General features: G+C 37.5%; 33 protein-coding genes. 1 reads left to right on the forward strand and 32 read right to left on the reverse strand.

The features are described 5' to 3' along the window. The 32 genes from ACI6PB_RS10405 to rpsJ form a co-directional block, all read right to left on the reverse strand. Complete coding sequence (locus ACI6PB_RS10405; RefSeq protein ID WP_404327393.1) at window positions 1–798, reverse strand: energy-coupling factor transporter transmembrane component T family protein; 798 nt, start codon at window positions 796–798, stop codon at window positions 1–3. Further along, window positions 799–1653 carry an energy-coupling factor ABC transporter ATP-binding protein gene (locus ACI6PB_RS10410; RefSeq protein WP_404327394.1) on the reverse strand — a complete coding sequence of 285 codons (855 nt, stop codon included), beginning with the start codon at window positions 1651–1653 and terminating at the stop codon, window positions 799–801. It abuts the gene before it with no gap. Beyond that, a complete protein-coding gene (locus tag ACI6PB_RS10415) occupies window positions 1629–2462 on the reverse strand; it encodes an energy-coupling factor transporter ATPase (RefSeq protein WP_404327395.1) in 834 nt (277 codons plus the stop codon). The genes ACI6PB_RS10410 and ACI6PB_RS10415 overlap by 25 nt, the downstream gene beginning before the upstream one ends. 206 nt (window positions 2463–2668) lie before the next feature. Continuing rightward, on the reverse strand, window positions 2669–3049 hold the full coding sequence (rplQ, locus tag ACI6PB_RS10420; protein WP_025084431.1) for a 50S ribosomal protein L17: 381 nt from the start codon (window positions 3047–3049) through the stop codon (window positions 2669–2671). Window positions 3050–3079: 30 nt separating this feature from the next. Beyond that, a complete protein-coding gene (locus ACI6PB_RS10425; protein WP_054642452.1) occupies window positions 3080–4018 on the reverse strand; it encodes a DNA-directed RNA polymerase subunit alpha in 939 nt (312 codons plus the stop codon). A gap of 63 nt (window positions 4019–4081) precedes the next feature. Further along, window positions 4082–4468 (reverse strand): 30S ribosomal protein S11, encoded by a 387-nt coding sequence (rpsK, locus tag ACI6PB_RS10430; protein ID WP_025084429.1) that lies wholly within the window; start codon window positions 4466–4468, stop codon window positions 4082–4084. Between the two features lie 24 nt (window positions 4469–4492). Further along, the gene (gene rpsM / locus ACI6PB_RS10435) at window positions 4493–4858 is read right to left on the reverse strand and encodes a 30S ribosomal protein S13 (protein WP_025084428.1); all 366 of its coding nucleotides are present in this window, start codon (window positions 4856–4858) and stop codon (window positions 4493–4495) included. Window positions 4859–4883: 25 nt separating this feature from the next. After that, on the reverse strand, window positions 4884–5000 hold the full coding sequence (rpmJ, locus tag ACI6PB_RS10440) for a 50S ribosomal protein L36 (RefSeq protein WP_010018546.1): 117 nt from the start codon (window positions 4998–5000) through the stop codon (window positions 4884–4886). 32 nt (window positions 5001–5032) lie between these two features. Then, window positions 5033–5251 carry a translation initiation factor IF-1 gene (gene infA / locus ACI6PB_RS10445; protein WP_025084427.1) on the reverse strand — a complete coding sequence of 73 codons (219 nt, stop codon included), beginning with the start codon at window positions 5249–5251 and terminating at the stop codon, window positions 5033–5035. A gap of 94 nt (window positions 5252–5345) precedes the next feature. Then, window positions 5346–5999, reverse strand: a complete 654-nt coding sequence (locus ACI6PB_RS10450; RefSeq protein ID WP_025084426.1) for an adenylate kinase — start codon at window positions 5997–5999, stop codon at window positions 5346–5348. A gap of 18 nt (window positions 6000–6017) precedes the next feature. After that, on the reverse strand, window positions 6018–7310 hold the full coding sequence (secY, locus tag ACI6PB_RS10455) for a preprotein translocase subunit SecY (RefSeq protein WP_025084425.1): 1293 nt from the start codon (window positions 7308–7310) through the stop codon (window positions 6018–6020). After that, window positions 7310–7750: a 50S ribosomal protein L15 gene (rplO, locus tag ACI6PB_RS10460; RefSeq protein WP_025084424.1), complete on the reverse strand. Its 441-nt coding sequence runs from the start codon at window positions 7748–7750 to the stop codon at window positions 7310–7312. Before rplO ends, secY begins: the two co-directional genes overlap by 1 nt. Before the next feature lie 30 nt (window positions 7751–7780). Then, a complete protein-coding gene (rpmD, locus tag ACI6PB_RS10465) occupies window positions 7781–7966 on the reverse strand; it encodes a 50S ribosomal protein L30 (protein WP_025084423.1) in 186 nt (61 codons plus the stop codon). Window positions 7967–7983: 17 nt separating this feature from the next. Next, on the reverse strand, window positions 7984–8484 hold the full coding sequence (gene rpsE / locus ACI6PB_RS10470) for a 30S ribosomal protein S5 (protein ID WP_054642450.1): 501 nt from the start codon (window positions 8482–8484) through the stop codon (window positions 7984–7986). 18 nt (window positions 8485–8502) lie between these two features. Next, window positions 8503–8868 carry a 50S ribosomal protein L18 gene (rplR, locus tag ACI6PB_RS10475; protein WP_034543770.1) on the reverse strand — a complete coding sequence of 122 codons (366 nt, stop codon included), beginning with the start codon at window positions 8866–8868 and terminating at the stop codon, window positions 8503–8505. 16 nt (window positions 8869–8884) lie between these two features. Then, the gene (rplF, locus tag ACI6PB_RS10480) at window positions 8885–9415 is read right to left on the reverse strand and encodes a 50S ribosomal protein L6 (protein ID WP_025084420.1); all 531 of its coding nucleotides are present in this window, start codon (window positions 9413–9415) and stop codon (window positions 8885–8887) included. Window positions 9416–9445: 30 nt separating this feature from the next. Beyond that, the gene (rpsH, locus tag ACI6PB_RS10485) at window positions 9446–9844 is read right to left on the reverse strand and encodes a 30S ribosomal protein S8 (RefSeq protein WP_010018531.1); all 399 of its coding nucleotides are present in this window, start codon (window positions 9842–9844) and stop codon (window positions 9446–9448) included. A gap of 29 nt (window positions 9845–9873) precedes the next feature. Continuing rightward, window positions 9874–10059: a type Z 30S ribosomal protein S14 gene (locus ACI6PB_RS10490; RefSeq protein ID WP_010018530.1), complete on the reverse strand. Its 186-nt coding sequence runs from the start codon at window positions 10057–10059 to the stop codon at window positions 9874–9876. Window positions 10060–10076: 17 nt separating this feature from the next. Next, the gene (gene rplE, locus ACI6PB_RS10495) at window positions 10077–10619 is read right to left on the reverse strand and encodes a 50S ribosomal protein L5 (RefSeq protein ID WP_025084419.1); all 543 of its coding nucleotides are present in this window, start codon (window positions 10617–10619) and stop codon (window positions 10077–10079) included. A 16-nt stretch (window positions 10620–10635) separates the two neighbouring features. Beyond that, window positions 10636–10878, reverse strand: a complete 243-nt coding sequence (gene rplX, locus ACI6PB_RS10500; RefSeq protein ID WP_025084418.1) for a 50S ribosomal protein L24 — start codon at window positions 10876–10878, stop codon at window positions 10636–10638. Between the two features lie 32 nt (window positions 10879–10910). Further along, on the reverse strand, window positions 10911–11279 hold the full coding sequence (gene rplN / locus ACI6PB_RS10505) for a 50S ribosomal protein L14 (RefSeq protein ID WP_025084417.1): 369 nt from the start codon (window positions 11277–11279) through the stop codon (window positions 10911–10913). 29 nt (window positions 11280–11308) lie between these two features. Beyond that, window positions 11309–11581 (reverse strand): 30S ribosomal protein S17, encoded by a 273-nt coding sequence (rpsQ, locus tag ACI6PB_RS10510; RefSeq protein ID WP_025084416.1) that lies wholly within the window; start codon window positions 11579–11581, stop codon window positions 11309–11311. Window positions 11582–11603: 22 nt separating this feature from the next. Beyond that, window positions 11604–11798: a 50S ribosomal protein L29 gene (gene rpmC, locus ACI6PB_RS10515; RefSeq protein WP_010018524.1), complete on the reverse strand. Its 195-nt coding sequence runs from the start codon at window positions 11796–11798 to the stop codon at window positions 11604–11606. Continuing rightward, window positions 11788–12219, reverse strand: coding sequence for a 50S ribosomal protein L16 (gene rplP / locus ACI6PB_RS10520; protein ID WP_025084415.1), 432 nt, complete (start codon window positions 12217–12219; stop codon window positions 11788–11790). The genes rpmC and rplP overlap by 11 nt, the downstream gene beginning before the upstream one ends. Window positions 12220–12222: 3 nt before the next feature. After that, window positions 12223–12897 (reverse strand): 30S ribosomal protein S3, encoded by a 675-nt coding sequence (rpsC, locus tag ACI6PB_RS10525; RefSeq protein ID WP_025084414.1) that lies wholly within the window; start codon window positions 12895–12897, stop codon window positions 12223–12225. A 17-nt stretch (window positions 12898–12914) separates the two neighbouring features. Then, the gene (gene rplV, locus ACI6PB_RS10530) at window positions 12915–13268 is read right to left on the reverse strand and encodes a 50S ribosomal protein L22 (protein ID WP_010018520.1); all 354 of its coding nucleotides are present in this window, start codon (window positions 13266–13268) and stop codon (window positions 12915–12917) included. 17 nt (window positions 13269–13285) lie between these two features. After that, window positions 13286–13573, reverse strand: a complete 288-nt coding sequence (gene rpsS, locus ACI6PB_RS10535; protein WP_025084413.1) for a 30S ribosomal protein S19 — start codon at window positions 13571–13573, stop codon at window positions 13286–13288. Window positions 13574–13607: 34 nt separating this feature from the next. After that, window positions 13608–14441 (reverse strand): 50S ribosomal protein L2, encoded by an 834-nt coding sequence (gene rplB / locus ACI6PB_RS10540; RefSeq protein ID WP_025084412.1) that lies wholly within the window; start codon window positions 14439–14441, stop codon window positions 13608–13610. Between the two features lie 16 nt (window positions 14442–14457). Next, window positions 14458–14748, reverse strand: a complete 291-nt coding sequence (rplW, locus tag ACI6PB_RS10545; RefSeq protein WP_025084411.1) for a 50S ribosomal protein L23 — start codon at window positions 14746–14748, stop codon at window positions 14458–14460. Next, window positions 14748–15371, reverse strand: a complete 624-nt coding sequence (gene rplD, locus ACI6PB_RS10550) for a 50S ribosomal protein L4 (protein WP_025084410.1) — start codon at window positions 15369–15371, stop codon at window positions 14748–14750. Before rplD ends, rplW begins: the two co-directional genes overlap by 1 nt. An 18-nt stretch (window positions 15372–15389) precedes the next feature. Beyond that, window positions 15390–16025 (reverse strand): 50S ribosomal protein L3, encoded by a 636-nt coding sequence (gene rplC, locus ACI6PB_RS10555; protein ID WP_404327397.1) that lies wholly within the window; start codon window positions 16023–16025, stop codon window positions 15390–15392. A 31-nt stretch (window positions 16026–16056) separates the two neighbouring features. Next, a complete protein-coding gene (rpsJ, locus tag ACI6PB_RS10560; RefSeq protein ID WP_025084408.1) occupies window positions 16057–16365 on the reverse strand; it encodes a 30S ribosomal protein S10 in 309 nt (102 codons plus the stop codon). Between the two features lie 284 nt (window positions 16366–16649). Between rpsJ and ACI6PB_RS10565 the strand changes: the two genes are divergently transcribed. After that, window positions 16650–17849 (forward strand): lysostaphin resistance A-like protein, encoded by a 1200-nt coding sequence (locus ACI6PB_RS10565; protein WP_404327398.1) that lies wholly within the window; start codon window positions 16650–16652, stop codon window positions 17847–17849. Window positions 17850–17885: the final 36 nt, after the last annotated feature.

Raw genomic sequence — 17885 nt, forward strand, 5'->3', positions numbered from 1 at the left:
TTAATAACTCCGAATAAATAATAATATGATAGTTACAGCCAACATAACCAAAAACGTAACATTATCACGCTTGCTCCATTTTAGTACCCGATACTTGCTGCGGCCTTCGCCATCTTTGTAGCCACGTGATTCCATAGCAATTGCCAAATCATACGCAATTGAAAAACTACTGACAAAAAGTGGAATTAGGATTGGCACAAACGACTTGATACGTTTAATCAAACCACCTTCACCAAAATCCACTCCACGTGCCCTTTGCGCGTCCATGATTTTAGTGGTTTCATCAACCAACAACGGCACAAATCTTAAAGCAATCGACAACATTAAAGCTACTTGAGTAACTGGGAAATTCACTTTCTTTAATGGTTTCAGAATGCTCTCGATTGAATCGGAAATTTCGATTGGTGTCGTTGTCAAAGTTAATAGTGTTGAAATAAAAATAATCAATACGAATCTTACAAAGATATAACTAGCAATAACCATACTCTCTTTGGATAAAGTTAAAAAGCCCCAGTGCCAAATTGGATGTGAACTAGGCGTAAAGAACAATTGCAATAAAACTGTGAATAAAATCAGCCAAAATATCGGCCGTAATCCCTTTATAAAGAAGCCAAAGTTGATTTTAGATAAATAGACAGCAAATAAAACAAACGCCATGAGAAATACATATGATGCCACATTATTGGCCAAAAAAACTATACCAACAAAATAGAATGTTAATAAAAATTTACCACGCGGATCTAACTGATAAATCAATGAATCCCCGGGTAAATATCGTCCCATAATTAATTTATTCATTTAATCACCATTTACCTGTTGTTTTATTTCTGCACTCAATTCATCAATTGTAATAGGTAATTTATCAAATTGGAAATATTTTTTCGCCAATGATTGTGCAAACTGCGCACTTTGAGGCAAAGTTAATAAATCATCCTCTAATAATTTCTGACTATTAAACACGTCACTTGGCAAACCACTAGCTACTAATTTTCCTTGACTCATGACAGCCATTTCATCTGCATAATTAGCTACATCGTCCATATTATGTGTAATTAGGATGATTGTTTTTCCCTTTGTCTGCAAGCTCTTAAACAAATCCATAATCTCATGTCGACCAACTGGATCCAATCCAGCCGTCGGCTCATCTAAAATAATAGTCTCTGGATTACTGGCCAAAACTCCAGCAATAGCTACACGACGCATTTGACCACCAGACAAATCAAATGGCGATTTTTGTAAATAGTCTTGATTCAAGCCGATTAATTCAATCATCTTATGTGCCGCATCTTTTGCTTCAGACTCACTGAAACCAAAATTCATTGGTCCAAACATAATATCTTTCTCTACAGTCTCTTCAAATAACTGACTCTCGGGAAATTGAAAAACCATACCAACTTTTTTACGCAATGGTTTTAAATTTTTATTATTGGTTTCAGATGTAATAACACGATCACCAACAATGATTTTTCCCGCAGTTGGCTTTAACAAAGCATTAATATGACGCACCAAAGTCGATTTACCACTACCAGTTTGACCAACAATTGCGGTAAATTTTTTGTCATTTATTTTTAGAGAAACATCATCTAAACCAAGGTTTGCCATGGGACTATTAGCATCATAAGAATGTGTCACATTTTCGAACGTAATTTCCATAATCGCTTCATTAGCTCCTCTTCATTTAGATAACTCTCAGGCAATTCCACCGAATTTCTTAGTGTTGACATTAGTTCGTCAGAAAATGGTTCCTCAAGGCCATATTTACTCAAATCAGTCCCCATATCATAAATATTCCTGGGAATATCATCGCGCACAATCTGTCCGTCATTCAGAACAACAATTCTTTGTGATAACTCTGTTTCTGAAATATCATGAGTAATTGAAATAATTGTTAAATCCTGTTGTTGACGTAGCTCTTGAATTAAATTCAAAACTGTCCTACGTCCTTCAGGGTCCAACATACTTGTCGATTCATCCATAATAATAATCTGTGGTCTAGTTGCTAAAACACCAGCAATCGCTACCCTTTGTTTTTGTCCACCAGACAACGTTTGAGGATCACGTTTCTTAAATTTGTGCATTCCTACCAATTCTAAAGCATGGTCTACTTCCTTGACCATTTGCTCTCTTGGCATACCTTGATTCTCTAAACCAAAAGCAACATCATCTTCAACTGTTGCTCCAACAAATTGATGATCTGGATTTTGAAAGACAATTCCAATTTTAGTTCTAACTTCCCAAATATTCTTCTCATTAATTTCTTGTCCATCGATTTCGATTGTACCAGAGTCGGCGTCAATTAACCCATCGATTAGTTTAGTCAGCGTTGATTTACCACTACCATTTTTACCGACAATTGATAACCACTCGTTTTTATAGATATCCACAGTTAAATTATTAATTGCAGGTTTCTTAGAATCGGGATAAGTATAATTTAAGTTTTTAATTGAAATGATTTTTTCCAAAGTTATCTCCTTGAACCGTATTACATATATAATAACTAACTTCAATAATCAAGAAAACAAAAAAGGGCAAAAAAAAATCATTCGACAAGTTAGTGTCCCCGATTAAAGGGATCTCAGAGATAGACTTGGTTGCTAACAACCATCATCTTAACACTCACTAACTTATCAGAATGACTGATTTTTTAATGATTAATAAACAATTATTATTAAACTAATTCAATAATAACCATTGGAGCTGCGTCTCCACGACGTGGAGTTGTCTTCAAAATACGTGTGTATCCACCATTACGTTCTTTGTAACGAGGTGCAATATCACTGAATAATTTTTGAAGAGCTGATTGAACAACAACTGCATCATCTTCTTCTGAAATGTTAGCAACTTCGTTTCTAACATAAGCAGCAGCTTGACGACGAGCATGTAAATCGCCGCGTTTACCTAAGGTTATCATTTTTTCTGTTGTACGACTGATTTCTTTTGCACGTGTTTCAGTTGTAACAATATGTTCATTAATGATTAAATCAGTAGTTAAATCGCGTAACATTGCTTTTCTTTGAGAACTGTTACGTCCTAATTTACGGTAGCCCATGTCTATACCTCCTGTTTGAATTTGATATGATTAGTCTTCTTGCTTTAATGATAATCCAAGATCAGCAAGCTTTTCTTTAACCTCAACAAGTGATTTACGCCCAAGATTACGGACACGCATCATATCTGCTTCGGATTTTTCAGTAAGCTCTTGCACAGTATTAATACCGGCACGCTTCAAACAATTATATGAACGAACTGACAAGTCAAGTTCTTCAATAGTCATTTCAAGTTTCTTCTCTTTTTGAGTTTCCTCTTTTTCGATCATCATGTCAGCGCTCTTAGCTTCTTCAGTAAGATTTACAAAACTTGTTAAATGTTCTGTAAGAATCTTGGCTGACAAACTAATAGCTTCGCGTGGTCCAATTGAACCATTTGTCCAGATATCGATTGTTAATTTGTCGAAGTCGTTTCTCTTACCCACACGAGTGTTTTCAACTTGATAATTGACTTTTTCTACGGGTGTAAAAATTGAGTCAACTGGAAGAACACCGATAGGTGTTTCGTCCGTCTTATTTTGTTCTGCAGGAGTATATCCACGACCATTAATAACTGTCATTTGCATGTGGAAGTGTCCACCCTCAGCAACAGTACAAATAAATTGTTCTGGATCGAGGATTTCCAAGTCATCATCAGCCTTGATATCATTTGCTGTAACAGTGGCTGGACCAACAACGTCGATTTCAGCCTTTAAACTGTCATCAGCATATGATTTAAGCTTTAATTTCTTCACGTTTAACACAATTTGTGTAACGTCTTCAATTACGCCATCAACAGCTGAAAATTCATGCAATACACCATCTATTTGAATATCAGATACCGCTGTACCAGGTAATGATGCTAATAAAACTCTACGTAATGAATTACCTAAAGTTGTACCATAACCTCTTTCAAGCGGTTCGATAATATATTTGCCATAGTCTTTACTTTCTTCAACAGAAGTAATGGTTGGCTTTTCAAATTCGATCATTCGGTTAGTTCCCCTTTCAAAACGAAATGTGTGTAGCTTAGTTCATATGGGTATACAACCATTCTATACACGACGACGCTTTGGAGGACGAGAACCATTGTGAGGAACTGGTGTAACATCACGAATAGCAGTAATTTCCAAACCAGTAGCTTGTAATGAACGGATTGCAGCTTCACGACCAGAGCCTGGACCCTTAACAGCTACTTCAACTGTTTTCATACCATGTTCCATTGATTCCTTAGCAGCAGCCTCACCAGCCATTTGTGCAGCAAATGGTGTTGATTTACGACTACCCTTGAATCCTAATGCACCAGCTGATGACCATGAAACGGCATTACCGTTAACATCAGTGATCATAACTAGTGTATTGTTGAATGTGGAGTGGATATGTGCAACACCAGATTCAATATGCTTCTTAGTACGGCGCTTACGACCTTTAGTTTGTGCCATGATTAACCTCCTATCTTTATCTTATTACTTCTTCTTACCTGCAATGGCAGTCTTCTTGCCCTTACGAGTTCTTGCATTGTTCTTTGTGTTTTGACCACGAACTGGTAAACCACGACGATGTCTCATGCCACGATATGATCCAATTTCTTGTAGTCTCTTGATGTTCATACTTACTTCACGACGTAAGTCACCTTCGACACGAACTTTATCAACTTCTGCACGAATTTTTTCTTCTTGATCAGGAGTTAAGTCTCTTGTACGAATATCCTCTGATACGCCAGCATCTTTCAATACTTTTTGAGCTGTTGTTTCGCCAATACCAAAAATGTATGTTAGGGCGATAACGATTCTCTTATCACGAGGTAAATCTACACCTGCTATACGAGCCATTAATCAATACACCTCCTATTAAATATTATCCTTGTCTTTGTTTGTGCTTTGGATCTGCAGAGCAAATAACCATGACGCGACCGCGTCTCTTAATTACCTTACAGTGTTCGCACATAGGTTTAACGGATGGTCTTACTTTCATGTTGTGGAACCTCCATTCCATTAAAAAACTTATTATCTATATCTATATGTAATTCTTCCCTTGGTTAAATCATAAGGGGATAATTCCACGGTAACCTTGTCACCGGGTAAAATTCTGATATAGTGCATACGGATTTTACCTGACACATGAGCTAAAATTGTAGCTCCGTTTTCAAGCTTTACCTTAAACATTGCATTAGGCAATGTTTCTGAAATTGTACCTTCTACTTCAATGACATCTTCTTTTGCCAAAGATATTAACCTCCATCGGGATGAAATTATTCTGCATATACTGGCGAATTATACAATAATTTTCCGTACATGTAAACATTCAAAGCAAAAAGTTTTACAAACTTTGTAAAACTTTCTTTACTTCGTTATAAACTTCATCTATTTCTTGTTCACCATTGATCTTATGTAGCAAGTTCAACTTGTCATAAAAATCAATTAATGGTGTATTCATTTCAATATTAACTTTCAATCTATTCTTTACAGTTTCTGGTTTATCGTCCTCACGTTGATAGAAATCATGGCCGCCACAGACGTCGCATGTTCCTTCAACCTTTGTAGGATTGTAAATTTTATGATAAGTTGCTCCACAATTAGAACAAATATATCTTCCAGATAAGCGATCAACTAATGTTTCAGGCTTAACATCAATATAGATGACAGCATCTATTGGTTTGTTTACATTCTTTGCAATTGTCTGTAAAGCGTTAGCCTGTTCAAGAGTTCTCGGAAATCCATCTAACATATATCCGTCTTTTTGAACATCATCTTCAGATAAACGTTCTTGAACGATACCTTCGGTAACATCATCTGGAACAAGTTCACCTTTGTCGATGAACCCTTTAGCTTTTAGACCAATTTCTGTCTTATTGGCCATAGCTGCTCTAAACATGTCACCAGTTGAAATATGAACAACTTTAAAATCTTCAACAATCTTTTCAGCTTGAGTACCTTTACCAGCACCAGGTAATCCCATCAATACAATATTCATTGTCTGTAACATCTCCAATTATCTAATAAATCCAACGTATTCACGTTTCATCAAAAGACCACGTAATTGACGATCCATTTCCAAAGCAACACCAACGATAATCAATAAACTTGTACCACCTAATCCGATGGATTGAGGTAAATTGAACAAGTTAGCGGCTAACAATGGAAGTAATGAAACTAAACCAAGGAACATAGCTCCAACGGTTGATAATTTCATCAATACACCTGACATGAACTTGATTGTTTCATTACCAGGCCAAATACCAGGGATATAAGCCCCTTGTTTTTGTAGGTTTTCTGCAAGCTTTTCAGGATTTACTTGAACAAATGCATAGAAGAATGTAAATAATACAATCAACAATGTATAGAGAAGAGAACCTGTTGTAGTCTGCATACTGAATATTTCTGTTAATACTTGATACCATTGATCTCCACTATGACTTTGGAACGCCATCAAAATTGTTTGAGGCGTAACAATAAATGAACTAGCAAAGATAACAGGAATAACACCAGCAACGTTAACCTTTAATGGTAGGAAACTTTCGCTACCACTACCAGCAGCACGTCTTGTATATTGAATAGGAATTCTTCTACTTGCTTGTTGAACATATGTAACAAATTGCACAACAATCAAAATGATGATCACAAGACCAACGAGGAATGCGATATTCTTTGCAAGATCTGCTGAACTGGAATTAGTAATATAATCACGGTAAATTTCCTTAATTCCACTAGGGAATCTAGCAATAATACCAGCGAAGATAATTACTGAAACTCCATTACCTAGACCTTTATCAGTGATTTGCTCACCGATCCATGTAAGAAGCATCGTACCACCGGTTAAAATGATACCAATTGTAACGAAAGCTCTTATATTAGGAGATTTAACTAATCCTAAACCACTTAAAGTGTTAAAACCGGCTGTTATACCGATTGACTGAACAAAACCTAAAACAATCGTCAAATATCTCGTTACTTGATTTAACTTTCTACGACCAACTTCACCTTGTTTACTCCACTCAACAAATTTAGGAACAATGTCCATTTGTAAAAGTTGAACAACAATTTGGGCCGTAATGAATGGTGAAACACCCATTGAGAAAATAGAGTAGTTTGAAAGACCACCACCGGTTACAGTATCCAATAGGGGAACTAACCCTGTAGAACCAACTTTATCCATTGCGGCGGCATTAACACCGGGCACTGTAATTTGTGATCCCAAACGATATATAACAAGTAACATCAAGGTAAATAGGATCTTTTTACGTATCTCCTTTACCTTTAGAGCATCTCTGATAGTTCCAAGCATTAGATCACCTCTACAGTGCCACCAGCGGCTTCGATTGCTTTAGTAGCTGCGGCAGAAGCCTTAGCAACTTTAACAGTTAACTTAGCGCTAACCTCACCGTTAGCAAGCAACTTAACACCATTAAATTCTTTTTTAACGATACCTGCTGCCTTCAATGTTTCAACATTTACTTCAGCACCATCGTTAAACTTACTTAGATCACTTAGGTTAACAATAGCATATTCTTTACGGTTGATGTTATTGAAACCACGTTTTGGCATACGACGGAATAAAGGCATTTGTCCACCTTCAAAACCGATACGTGTCTTACCACCTGATCTGGCTAATTGACCTTTTTGACCACGACCAGCAGTTTTACCTGTACCACTTGAAGTACCACGACCTAGACGCTTTCTAGCATGTCTTGAGCCTGCACTTGGCTTAAGTTCGTTTAGTTCCATTATTGCACCTCCTAATCTTTGAATATTTTATTAATCTTTAACTTCTTCAACGCTAACTAAATGAGCGATTTTTAATACAGCACCACGAATAGCAGGATCATCCGGCTTAACAACAGAACTTGAAACTCTTGCGAGTCCTAGTTCCTTAACAATCTTACGTTGAGCAGGAAGGCGGTGAGCTGCACTTCTAATTAGAGTAATTTTAAGTTTAGCCATTATTACGCACCTTTCTTCTAGTTAAGCAATTCTTGGGCTGAGATGCCGCGCATGTCAGCAACGCTTTCAGCAGTTTTAAGTTGTTTTAATCCTTCGATTGTTGCACGAATTACGTTAATTGGTGTATTTCTACCAAGTGACTTACTTGTAACATCACCAACACCGGCTAATTCGATAACGGCACGAACAGCACCACCAGCAGCAATACCTGAACCTTCTTCAGCAGGCTTCAACATGATCTTACCAGCACCGAAAGTACCGATTACTTCATGAGGAATTGTTGAACCAACCATAGGAACGTTGATAAGGTTCTTTTTAGCATCTTCAACAGCTTTACGAATAGCTTCTGGAACTTCTTGAGCTTTACCAGTACCGAAACCTACGTGACCATTCTTGTCACCAACGATTACGATAGCAGCGAAACGTAGACGGCGTCCACCTTTAACAACCTTAGTAACACGGTTGATTGAGACAACGCGATCTTCTAATTCTAATTGAGATGGATCGATATATGTCATAAATTTGGTTTCCTCCTTCTAGAATTTTAGTCCATTTTCACGAGCTGCTTCAGCAAGACTTTGAACACGTCCGTGATATAAGTAACCACCACGATCAAAGATTACGTTGCTAATTTTAGCTTCTTGAGCTCTTTGTGCTACTAAAGCACCAACAGCTTCAGCTTGTTCAACTTTTGAACCGTCTTTAATGTCTTTATCAAGAGTTGAGGCACTTGCTAGCGTTACACCCTTTACGTCATCAATAATTTGAGCGTAAATGTTTTTATTCGAACGGAATACGTTTAAGCGTGGGCGCTCAGCAGTACCAGAGATTTTTGCACGGATACGTTTTTGACGCTTTTGACGTGCTTTGTTTTTGTCTGGTTTTGTAATCACAATTTTCACCTCATAGATTTATTTACTATTTACCAGTTTTACCTTCTTTACGACGTACATATTCGCCAACATAACGAATACCTTTACCTTTATAAGGTTCTGGAGAACGTACATCGCGGATTTCAGCAGCAAATTGACCAACCTTTTGCTTTGAAATACCTAAAACGTTGATTTCTGTGTTAGAAGGTGATTCCAACTTGATACCTTTTGGTGCATCCATAACAACTGGATGTGAATATCCAACTGAAAGTGTTAGTGTGTCACCTTTAACTTGTGCACGGTAACCAACACCTCTTAGTTCAAGTTTCTTTTCGTAACCTTCTGTAACACCAATAATCATGTTGTTAAGGTTTGAACGCATTGTTCCATGAAGAGCTTTGTCATTTTCACTTTCACGTGTGAACTTAGCTTCTGTACCTTCAATAGTCAACTTGATTTTTGGATTAAATGATCTTGTTAATTCACCCTTAGGGCCTTTAACTGTGATGTTTTCATCTTTTTGAGTAACTGTTACTCCTGCGGGAATTTCAATTACTTTATAACCGATACGACTCAAATTAGTGCACCTCCTTACTTTTTAAGATTATTACCAGATATAAGCGATTACTTCTCCACCCACGTGTTGTGCGCGAGCTTCTTTGTCAGTAATAACACCTTTTGAAGTTGAAAGAATAGCGATACCTAGACCGTTAAGAACCTTAGGTACGTTATCTGAATCAACATAACTACGTAGACCTGGTCTTGAAATACGTTTCAAGCCTGAAATTACGCGTTGTTGATCTTTACCATATTTTAAGAAAATACGAAGTACGTTTTGCTTGTTGTCTTCAACAACTTCGTAATCCTTGATAAATCCTTCATTTTTAAGAATCTCTGTCATGCTCTTCTTGATGTTTGAAGCAGGAATTTCTAGAGATTCATGTTTAACCATATTAGCGTTACGAATACGTGTTAGGTAATCCGCAATAGGATCTGTCATGACCATTTAATTTACCTCCTTTATTAATTAAAATCTTACCAGCTAGCTTTTTTCATACCAGGGATTTGACCTTCATGAGCCAATTGACGAAGGCAAAGTCGGCAAAGCTTGAACTTACGATATACAGAATGTGGACGACCACAGCGTTCGCAACGTGTATAAGCTTGAGAAGAGAACTTTGCGGGTCTATGATTACGTACGATTTGAGATTTCTTAGCCAATGAATTTACCTCCTAAATTATTTTGTGAATGGCATACCGATTTGTGTTAATAGTTCACGTGATTCTTCATCAGTATTTGCTGTTGTAACAATAACGATGTCCAATCCACGAATTTTATTAACCTTATCGTAGTCAATTTCTGGGAAAACCAATTGTTCTTTAATACCTAGTGTATAGTTACCACGACCATCGAATGAGCGAGTACTTACACCACGGAAATCACGAACACGTGGCAAAGCAATGTTGATTAGTTTGTCAAGGAAGTCATACATACGGTCACCACGAAGTGTAACCTTAGCACCGATTGACATACCTTCACGAAGTCTGAAACCAGCGATTGATTTCTTAGCCTTTGTGATTAATGGCTTTTGACCAGCAATTAGGCCAAGTTCTTCAACGGCTTCGTCTAGGTTCTTTGAGTTAGCAATAGCATCACCAACACCCATGTTTAGAACGATCTTGTCTAATTTTGGTGCTTCCATGATTGATGAGTAGTTGAACTTCTTCATCATTGATGGTGTGATGTCATTAACATACTTTTCTTTTAAAGCGTTAACCATTTAGTTTTCTCCTTTCTTATTTATCTTCTTTATCAGTTGTTTTACTTACAACTTTAACGTTAGTTGCGCTAATAGGTCTTTCAACGTCAACAATTCCACCTTGGGGTTGAGCGTTGCTTGGCTTAGAGTGTTTCTTGACAACGTTAACGCCTTCGATGATTACTTTGTTAGCTGCAGGGATAGCCTTTTTAACTACACCTGTCTTGCCTTTAGCATCACCAGCAATAACTTTGACATTGTCTCCAGTTTTTACAAACACTATTCAGCACCTCCTGAATTTAATTGTTCTTTTTATAGCACTTCTGGTGCTAGAGATACGATCTTCATAAAATCGTTATCACGTAGTTCACGAGCAACGGGTCCGAAGATACGTGTTCCTCTAGGTGTTTTATCAGCATTAATAATAACTGCGGCATTTTCATCAAATCTGATGTAAGAACCATCTGTACGGTGAGCACCTGATACAGTTCTTACGATGACAGCTTTAACAACGTCACCCTTTTTAACAACGCCACCTGGTGTTGCTTGTTTGACAGTAGCAACAATAATATCACCGATATTAGCTGTCTTACGGTTTGAACCACCAAGAACTTTAATAGTTAGAATTTCACGAGCTCCAGAATTATCTGCAACTTTTAGACGACTTTCTTGTTGAATCACGTTTTGGCCCTCCTCTCATCAGTTATAGTCTAGATTTTGACTGCTTTTTCGACGATTTCTAATAAACGGAAGCGCTTTGTCTTTGACAAAGGTCGAGTTTCCATGATACGTACAATATCGTTAACTTTAGCTTCGTTGTTATCGTCTTGAACGTAATATTTCTTAGAATATCTAACACGCTTGCCGTAGACTGGGTGTGTTTTGTAAGTTTCAACAACAACAACGATTGTCTTATCCATTTTATCTGAAACGACGCGTCCTTGATATACTTTACGATGGTTACGAGTTTGTGTTTCGCTCAACTTGATATCCCCTTCCTGTTTATTATTTTTCGTTATTCTTTTGGTTTTGAGCTGTTCTTAATCTTGCGATGTTCTTTCTTACGGCCTTAAGACGGGCTGTATTTTCCAATTGGCCAGTAGCTTGTTGGAAACGCAAGTTGAATAGTTCTTCTTTGTATTCTTTAACTTTATCTTGTAATTGAGCAGCAGTAAGCTCTTTGATTTCACTAGCCTTCATCAGCGCCACCTACTTCCTCACGTTTTACAAACTTAGTTCTAACGGGTAGTTTGTTTGATGCAAGTCTAAGAGCTTCACGAGCAACTTCTTCAGATACTCCACCGATTTCGAAGAGAACCTTTTCACGTTTAACTGGAGCTACCCAACCTGCAGGTGCACCTTTACCAGAACCCATACGAACTCCGACACCTTTAGCTGTGTATGATTTGTGAGGGAAGATTTTAATCCAAACCTTACCACCACGCTTCATATAACGAGTCATAGCAACACGAGCTGCTTCGATCTGTCTATTAGTGATCCAGCTTGATTGTAATGCTTTCAAACCATATTCACCAAATGTAACTTCTTTACCACCTTTAGCTTCTCCGCGCATCTTTCCACGGAATTCACGACGGTGTTTTACACGTTTTGGTACTAGCATAGATTATTCTCCTTTCCCTTCAGTTTTTTTGTCATTATGTTGTGGCTTTGCTGGAAGAATTTCACCACGATAAATCCAAGTTTTAACACCTAAATTACCATAAGTTGTCTTAGCTTCAACCCAAGCATAATCGATATCAGCACGCAATGTGTGCAAAGGAACAGTTCCTTCTGTATGCCATTCACGACGAGCCATATCGGCACCGTTTAAACGACCAGAAATTTGTACCTTGATACCTTTAGCACCGGCACGTCTTGAACGTTGAACTGCTTGACGTTGTGCACGTCTGAAAGCAATACGAGCTTCAAGTTGACGAGCGATACTTTCACCAACAAGTTTTGCATCCAAATCAGGTTTCTTGATTTCGATGATGTTGATGTGAATGTTTCTCTTAGTTAAATTATTTAGTTCATTACGTAATTTTTCAACTTCAGAACCACCTTTACCGATAACCATACCAGGTTTAGCAGTATGAATTGAAACAGTAACGTTCTTTGCAGTACGTTCGATTTCGATTCTTGAAACGGAAGCATTTGAAAGTTTTTCTTCAATATACTTGCGAATTCTAAGGTCTTCATGTAAAAATGTTGAAAAGTCTTTATTGTTTGCATACCATTTGGCATCCCAGTCACGGATAACACCGACACGGAATCCGACTGGATTAATCTTTTGACCCACTCAAGTTACCTCCAATACTATTCTTTTTCACTTACTACGACTGTAATGTGACTTGTTCTCTTGTTAATTGGTGATGCTGAGCCCTTAGCTCTAGGACGGAAACGTTTTAAAGTTGGTCCTTCGTCAACGAAAGCTTCACTGACGAATAGGTTTTGTGCATCTAAATCAAAGTTATGTTCTGCATTTGCAATTGCTGACTTAAGAGCTTTAGCAATAATTGGAGAGCCTGCTCTTGGTGTGAATTGCAAAATTGCAAGTGCCTCAGCAGCATTTTTGCCTCTGATTAGATCAATAACAAGGCGAGCCTTACGAGGTGCAATACGCACGTTAGTAACTCTAGCTGTTGCAGATGTAATTTCTTGTTCTGCCATCATTTAAGTCTCCCTTCTTATTTCTTAGCTGGTGCTGTCTTTTTGTCATCAGTACCATGACCATGGAAAGTACGTGTAGGTACGAATTCACCTAACTTATGTCCAACCATATCTTCTTGAATATAAACTGGAACATGCTTACGACCATCATGAACTGCGATTGTGTATCCTACGAAACTAGGAAAAATTGTTGAACGTCTTGACCATGTCTTGATAACTGACTTCTTGTCAGAATCTGCTTGTGCATCGATCTTCTTTAGAAGATGTGCATCAGCGAATGGTCCCTTTTTTAAACTACGACTCATCTTATGTCCTCCTTATATTATTCTAATGAATAGTTTACTTACCTTTTCTATGGCGAATGATAAGTCTTTCAGATTTGGCATGTGATGAACGAGTCTTCTTACCCAAGGTCTTCTTACCCCATGGTGACATTGGTGATGGATGACCGATAGGAGCTTTACCTTCACCACCACCATGTGGGTGATCGTTAGGGTTCATAACTGAACCACGAACTGTAGGTCTCATACCTAACCAGCGCTTACGTCCAGCCTTACCAATCTTAATAAGTTCATGTTGTTCATTACCAATTGAACCAACAGTAGCACGGCAAGTTGAAAGAATCATACGAACTTCACCAGAAGGTAAACGTAATAGTGAGTATTTACCATCTCTACCTAACAATTGAACTGAAGTACCAGCAGAACGGCCTAGTTGACCACCCTTACCAGGTTTTAATTCAACGTTATGAAGAACTGTACCAACAGGGATATCTGCAAGTGCAAGTGCATTGCCTGGCTTGATATCTGCATCTTTACCAGATTCAATAATTTGCCCTACTTCAAGGCCCTTAGGAGCTAAAATATATGACTTAACACCATCAGAATAGTGAATTAGTGCAATATTAGCTGTACGATTTGGATCGTATTCAATAGATTTAACTGTAGCTTTAACACCGTCTTTGATACGTTTGAAATCAATAACACGGTATTTTTGTTTGTGTCCACCACCACGGTGACGAACTGTAATATGACCGTATGAGTTACGACCAGCAGTATGGCTTTGTGATTCTAGAAGTGTCTTTTCAGGAGTAGTTTTAGTAATCTCAGAAAAGTCAGAACCTGTCATATTACGACGACCGTTTGTGGTTGGTTTATACTTGATAATCGCCATTATTTGACCTCCTTATTTATTTCTCGTCTTCAAAAATCTTAATTTCATCAGAATCTGCAGTAAGTGTAACAATTGCCTTACGACGTTTGTTAGTAAAACCAACATAACGACCTTGGCGCTTCTTCTTACCAGAAACATTCATGATGTTTACTTGTTTAACCTTTACACCGAAAATTTCTTCAACGGCTTGTCTAACAAGAACCTTGTTAGCATCCAAAGCAACTTCGAAAGTATATTTCTTGTCACTCATTGCATCCATTGAGCTTTCAGTGATAATAGGGCGAATAATTACGTCTCTTGCGCTCATTATCCAAGCACCTCCTCAATTTTAGAAAGTGCTGCTTGTGTAACAACTAACTTATTAGCGTTAATAACGTCAAGAACGTTAACACCTTCTGGTGCAACAACTTTAACTTTATCAATGTTTCTAGCTGATAAAGCAACGTTGTCGTTACCATCTTCAACAACTACAAGAGCTTTGTTGTCAGCACCTACTTTGTTTAGTAATTGTGCGAAAGCTTTTGTACTTGGTTTGTCGTATGAAATTGAGTCAATAACGATTAGGTTACTGTCAGCAGCCTTTTGTGAAAGAACAGACTTCAATGCCAAACGGCTAACCTTCTTAGGAAGGTGATATGCATAAGATCTTGGTGTTGGGCCGAATACGACACCACCACCTACCCATTGAGGTGATCTAATTGAACCTTGACGAGCACGTCCAGTACCTTTTTGACGCCATGGTTTTCTACCACCACCACGAACCTCAGAACGGTTCTTAACATCATGAGTACCTTGTCTCATTGATGCACGTTGCATGATAACTGCATCTGTAACAACGTTGTTATTTGGTTCAACACCAAAAACTTCATCCTTTACATCAACACTACCGTTTTCAGCACCGTTATCTTTGTAAGCTGTGATTTTTGTCATAACTCATTTTCCTCCTTCCTATTTTTGATTAGCTTTAACAGCTGTTTGGATTTTAACTAATGACTTGTTTGCACCGGGTACATTACCCTTGATCATAATTGCATTATGTTCAGTATCAACTTTGACGATTTCTAGGTTTTGTGTAGTAACACGGTTGTTACCCATACGTCCTGGAAGCATCTTACCCTTGAATACACGGTTAATGATAGCACCCATTGAACCAGGAATACGGTGATATCTTGAACCGTGAGTTTCAGGTCCTCTAGCTTGACCGAATCTCTTGATATTACCTTGCATTCCATGTCCCTTTGTTGTTCCTGTAACGTCGACAACATCACCAGAATTAAATGCGTCTACTGTAACTTCAGCACCTAATTCGTAGTCTCCCATTTCAACATCGCGGAATTCGCGAATGTAACGTTTAGGAGTTGTATTTGCCTTTTCTGCATGACCCTTGGCAGGTTTGTTTGATAATACTTCGCGCATATCTCCCAAGCCTAGTTGAACGGCCTCATAACCATCATTTTCAACTGTTTTAAGTTGCATAACAACGTTAGGTGTTGCTTCAACAACTGTAATGGGAACTAATTCACCGTTGTCAGTAAAAATTTGAGTCATTCCGACTTTTTTACCAAGAATTCCTTTTCTGGCCATGTTTGCACCTCCAATAATTTATTTTTAATAATTATAATTTAATTTCAATGTCAACACCAGATGGTAGATCCAACTTCATAAGTGAATCAACCGTCTTCTTTGTTGGGTTAACAACGTCGATAAGTCTTTTATGTGTACGCATTTCGAATTGTTCTCTAGAATCCTTATGCTTATGTGGTGAAGCTAACACTGTATATAGTGAACGCTCTGTTGGCAAAGGAATTGGTCCTGAAATTGTTGCACCAGTTCTTTTTGCAGTTTCCACAATCTTGTCAGCTGATTGATCTAGAATACGATGTTCGTAAGCCTTTAAGCGAATGCGAATTTTTTGACTTGCCATGGGGTTACCTCCTTTTTGTCTCTTTCAAGATGACCGGCTCCGTGAAAATATCCGCCAGCCCTGCCGTGGCAAAGCGGCCGGGTGTGTCGCAACCTCTCACTTCTAAACCGTCGATATTATTTATAATATCTATTTAAGTACATACTTCTCCGCGAAATAAGCACTCTTATAATACTACACGATGAACTCCGCATTTTCAAGTTAAATCAGGGATTTTTTTAAATTAAAGTAGCTTTCTAAAAAAGTCAATTTAATCTATACTCTAATAAAAGTGGAGGTGTATATTGAACGATTACGAATTTAGATATAATAACAGGTTTCAACAAAATAATAAAGACAAACTTTATCTATATTTATTCCGTGGTCAGGTTATTCTGAATACGATTATCATATTCACTTACAGTGCCTTGACTCAGAATCTTTACCTGTTCATTCCAATTTTTTTAAATCTTTTAGCCTTAAAGGTTAAGTTACTTCCTACTAACTTTTCAGAACGGTTTAATTTTGTCTTTCAGATTTTTTTTCAAGCATTCATAATTGCAGAATCATACTTCTACTTAATAAGTTTTAGTACTCGTTATTATGATTGGACTTTACCTAGCTCGATTGGTTTGTTACTAGTCTCCATACTGGTAATGTACATTCCTTATACCGTCGTTTTCTTTACCCCATTTAGAAACAAGCTATTACAGTTGTTATTAGCAACTTTTGCATTTGCTGTAATTGCCATGGGAACTGTTAGCATCGTTACTTACGGAACTATTCTAGGTTTCAATCCTTTTATTAGCATCATGACTGATTCCAGATTCCTTGGAACACTCGTTTTTCTAATAATGGTTTTGATAATGATGAGAAAATGGGGTTATCCCTACCCTCATATGCGATTGGACCATCGTGCCAATTGGAATGTGTTAATCTTTCTACTATTATTATGTGCTTGGTTTACAATGTGGAATGCATTTGGTGGAGGTAATAGTTTACTTAGTTCGCTTTATACGTTTAACTTCAAAGGCACCAACTTTAGCATCCGATATCTTTTAAGTGGATTAGAAGCAGGAATTGCTGAAGAGTTGTTATTTCGTTATGTTTTTCTAACGGTCCTATTAGTTGCCTTTAAAAATTTTCGTTTTAAAATTTTTTATGCAGCTATCCTAAGCAGTCTCTGTTTTGGAATTATTCATTTGAGTAATGTCTCCGCTGGTCAAAGTTTGGCTAACACGATCGATCAGGTTATTTTTGCCTGTGGTATGGGTTTACTGATGTGTGGTATTTATCTATACACTAACCTTTTCTATCTTCCAGTTATCTTTCACACATTATTAGATACGCTTGCTTTTACAACTTCGGGAGAAATGATGTCCGGTAAAGTTACTAGTGTTGATGCGCTATTTACCATTATAGAAACAATTATTTTTGCGCTTATCGCTATAGGTTTGCTAATTTCAGTTTACCGTCGAGGACAAACACAAAGTTATAAATTTTAATTGAATGCACAAAAAAACACAATAACATTTGTTATT

Source organism: Companilactobacillus paralimentarius (assembly GCF_963227125.1).
GTDB lineage: Bacteria > Bacillota > Bacilli > Lactobacillales > Lactobacillaceae > Companilactobacillus > Companilactobacillus paralimentarius.

Excerpts from the sequence above, each read along its gene's own strand:
- rpmJ (WP_010018546.1), bottom strand. The coding sequence starts at position 5,000 with ATGAAAGTAAGACCATCCGTTAAACCTATGTGCGAACACTGTAAGGTA.
- rpsH (WP_010018531.1), bottom strand. The coding sequence starts at position 9,844 with ATGGTCATGACAGATCCTATTGCGGATTACCTAACACGTATTCGTAAC.
- ACI6PB_RS10450 (WP_025084426.1), bottom strand. The coding sequence starts at position 5,999 with ATGAATATTGTATTGATGGGATTACCTGGTGCTGGTAAAGGTACTCAA.
- rpsM (WP_025084428.1), bottom strand. The coding sequence starts at position 4,858 with ATGGCTCGTATAGCAGGTGTAGATTTACCTCGTGATAAGAGAATCGTT.
- rplW (WP_025084411.1), bottom strand. The coding sequence starts at position 14,748 with ATGAGCGCAAGAGACGTAATTATTCGCCCTATTATCACTGAAAGCTCA.
- rplC (WP_404327397.1), bottom strand. The coding sequence starts at position 16,025 with ATGGCCAGAAAAGGAATTCTTGGTAAAAAAGTCGGAATGACTCAAATT.
- rpsE (WP_054642450.1), bottom strand. The coding sequence starts at position 8,484 with ATGACATATATCGATCCATCTCAATTAGAATTAGAAGATCGCGTTGTC.
- rplV (WP_010018520.1), bottom strand. The coding sequence starts at position 13,268 with ATGGCAGAACAAGAAATTACATCTGCAACAGCTAGAGTTACTAACGTG.
- rpsJ (WP_025084408.1), bottom strand. The coding sequence starts at position 16,365 with ATGGCAAGTCAAAAAATTCGCATTCGCTTAAAGGCTTACGAACATCGT.
- rplO (WP_025084424.1), bottom strand. The coding sequence starts at position 7,750 with ATGGAACTAAACGAACTTAAGCCAAGTGCAGGCTCAAGACATGCTAGA.
- rpmD (WP_025084423.1), bottom strand. The coding sequence starts at position 7,966 with ATGGCTAAACTTAAAATTACTCTAATTAGAAGTGCAGCTCACCGCCTT.
- ACI6PB_RS10405 (WP_404327393.1), bottom strand. The coding sequence starts at position 798 with ATGAATAAATTAATTATGGGACGATATTTACCCGGGGATTCATTGATT.
- ACI6PB_RS10425 (WP_054642452.1), bottom strand. The coding sequence starts at position 4,018 with ATGATCGAATTTGAAAAGCCAACCATTACTTCTGTTGAAGAAAGTAAA.
- rpsS (WP_025084413.1), bottom strand. The coding sequence starts at position 13,573 with ATGAGTCGTAGTTTAAAAAAGGGACCATTCGCTGATGCACATCTTCTA.
- ACI6PB_RS10410 (WP_404327394.1), bottom strand. The coding sequence starts at position 1,653 with ATGGAAATTACGTTCGAAAATGTGACACATTCTTATGATGCTAATAGT.
- rpsK (WP_025084429.1), bottom strand. The coding sequence starts at position 4,468 with ATGGCACAAACTAAAGGTCGTAAGCGCCGTACTAAGAAGCATATTGAA.
- rplQ (WP_025084431.1), bottom strand. The coding sequence starts at position 3,049 with ATGGGCTACCGTAAATTAGGACGTAACAGTTCTCAAAGAAAAGCAATG.
- rplP (WP_025084415.1), bottom strand. The coding sequence starts at position 12,219 with ATGCTAGTACCAAAACGTGTAAAACACCGTCGTGAATTCCGTGGAAAG.
- rplB (WP_025084412.1), bottom strand. The coding sequence starts at position 14,441 with ATGGCGATTATCAAGTATAAACCAACCACAAACGGTCGTCGTAATATG.
- secY (WP_025084425.1), bottom strand. The coding sequence starts at position 7,310 with ATGCTTGGAACTATCAGAGATGCTCTAAAGGTAAAGGAGATACGTAAA.
- rplD (WP_025084410.1), bottom strand. The coding sequence starts at position 15,371 with ATGACAAAAATCACAGCTTACAAAGATAACGGTGCTGAAAACGGTAGT.
- rpmC (WP_010018524.1), bottom strand. The coding sequence starts at position 11,798 with ATGAAGGCTAGTGAAATCAAAGAGCTTACTGCTGCTCAATTACAAGAT.
- rplE (WP_025084419.1), bottom strand. The coding sequence starts at position 10,619 with ATGGTTAACGCTTTAAAAGAAAAGTATGTTAATGACATCACACCATCA.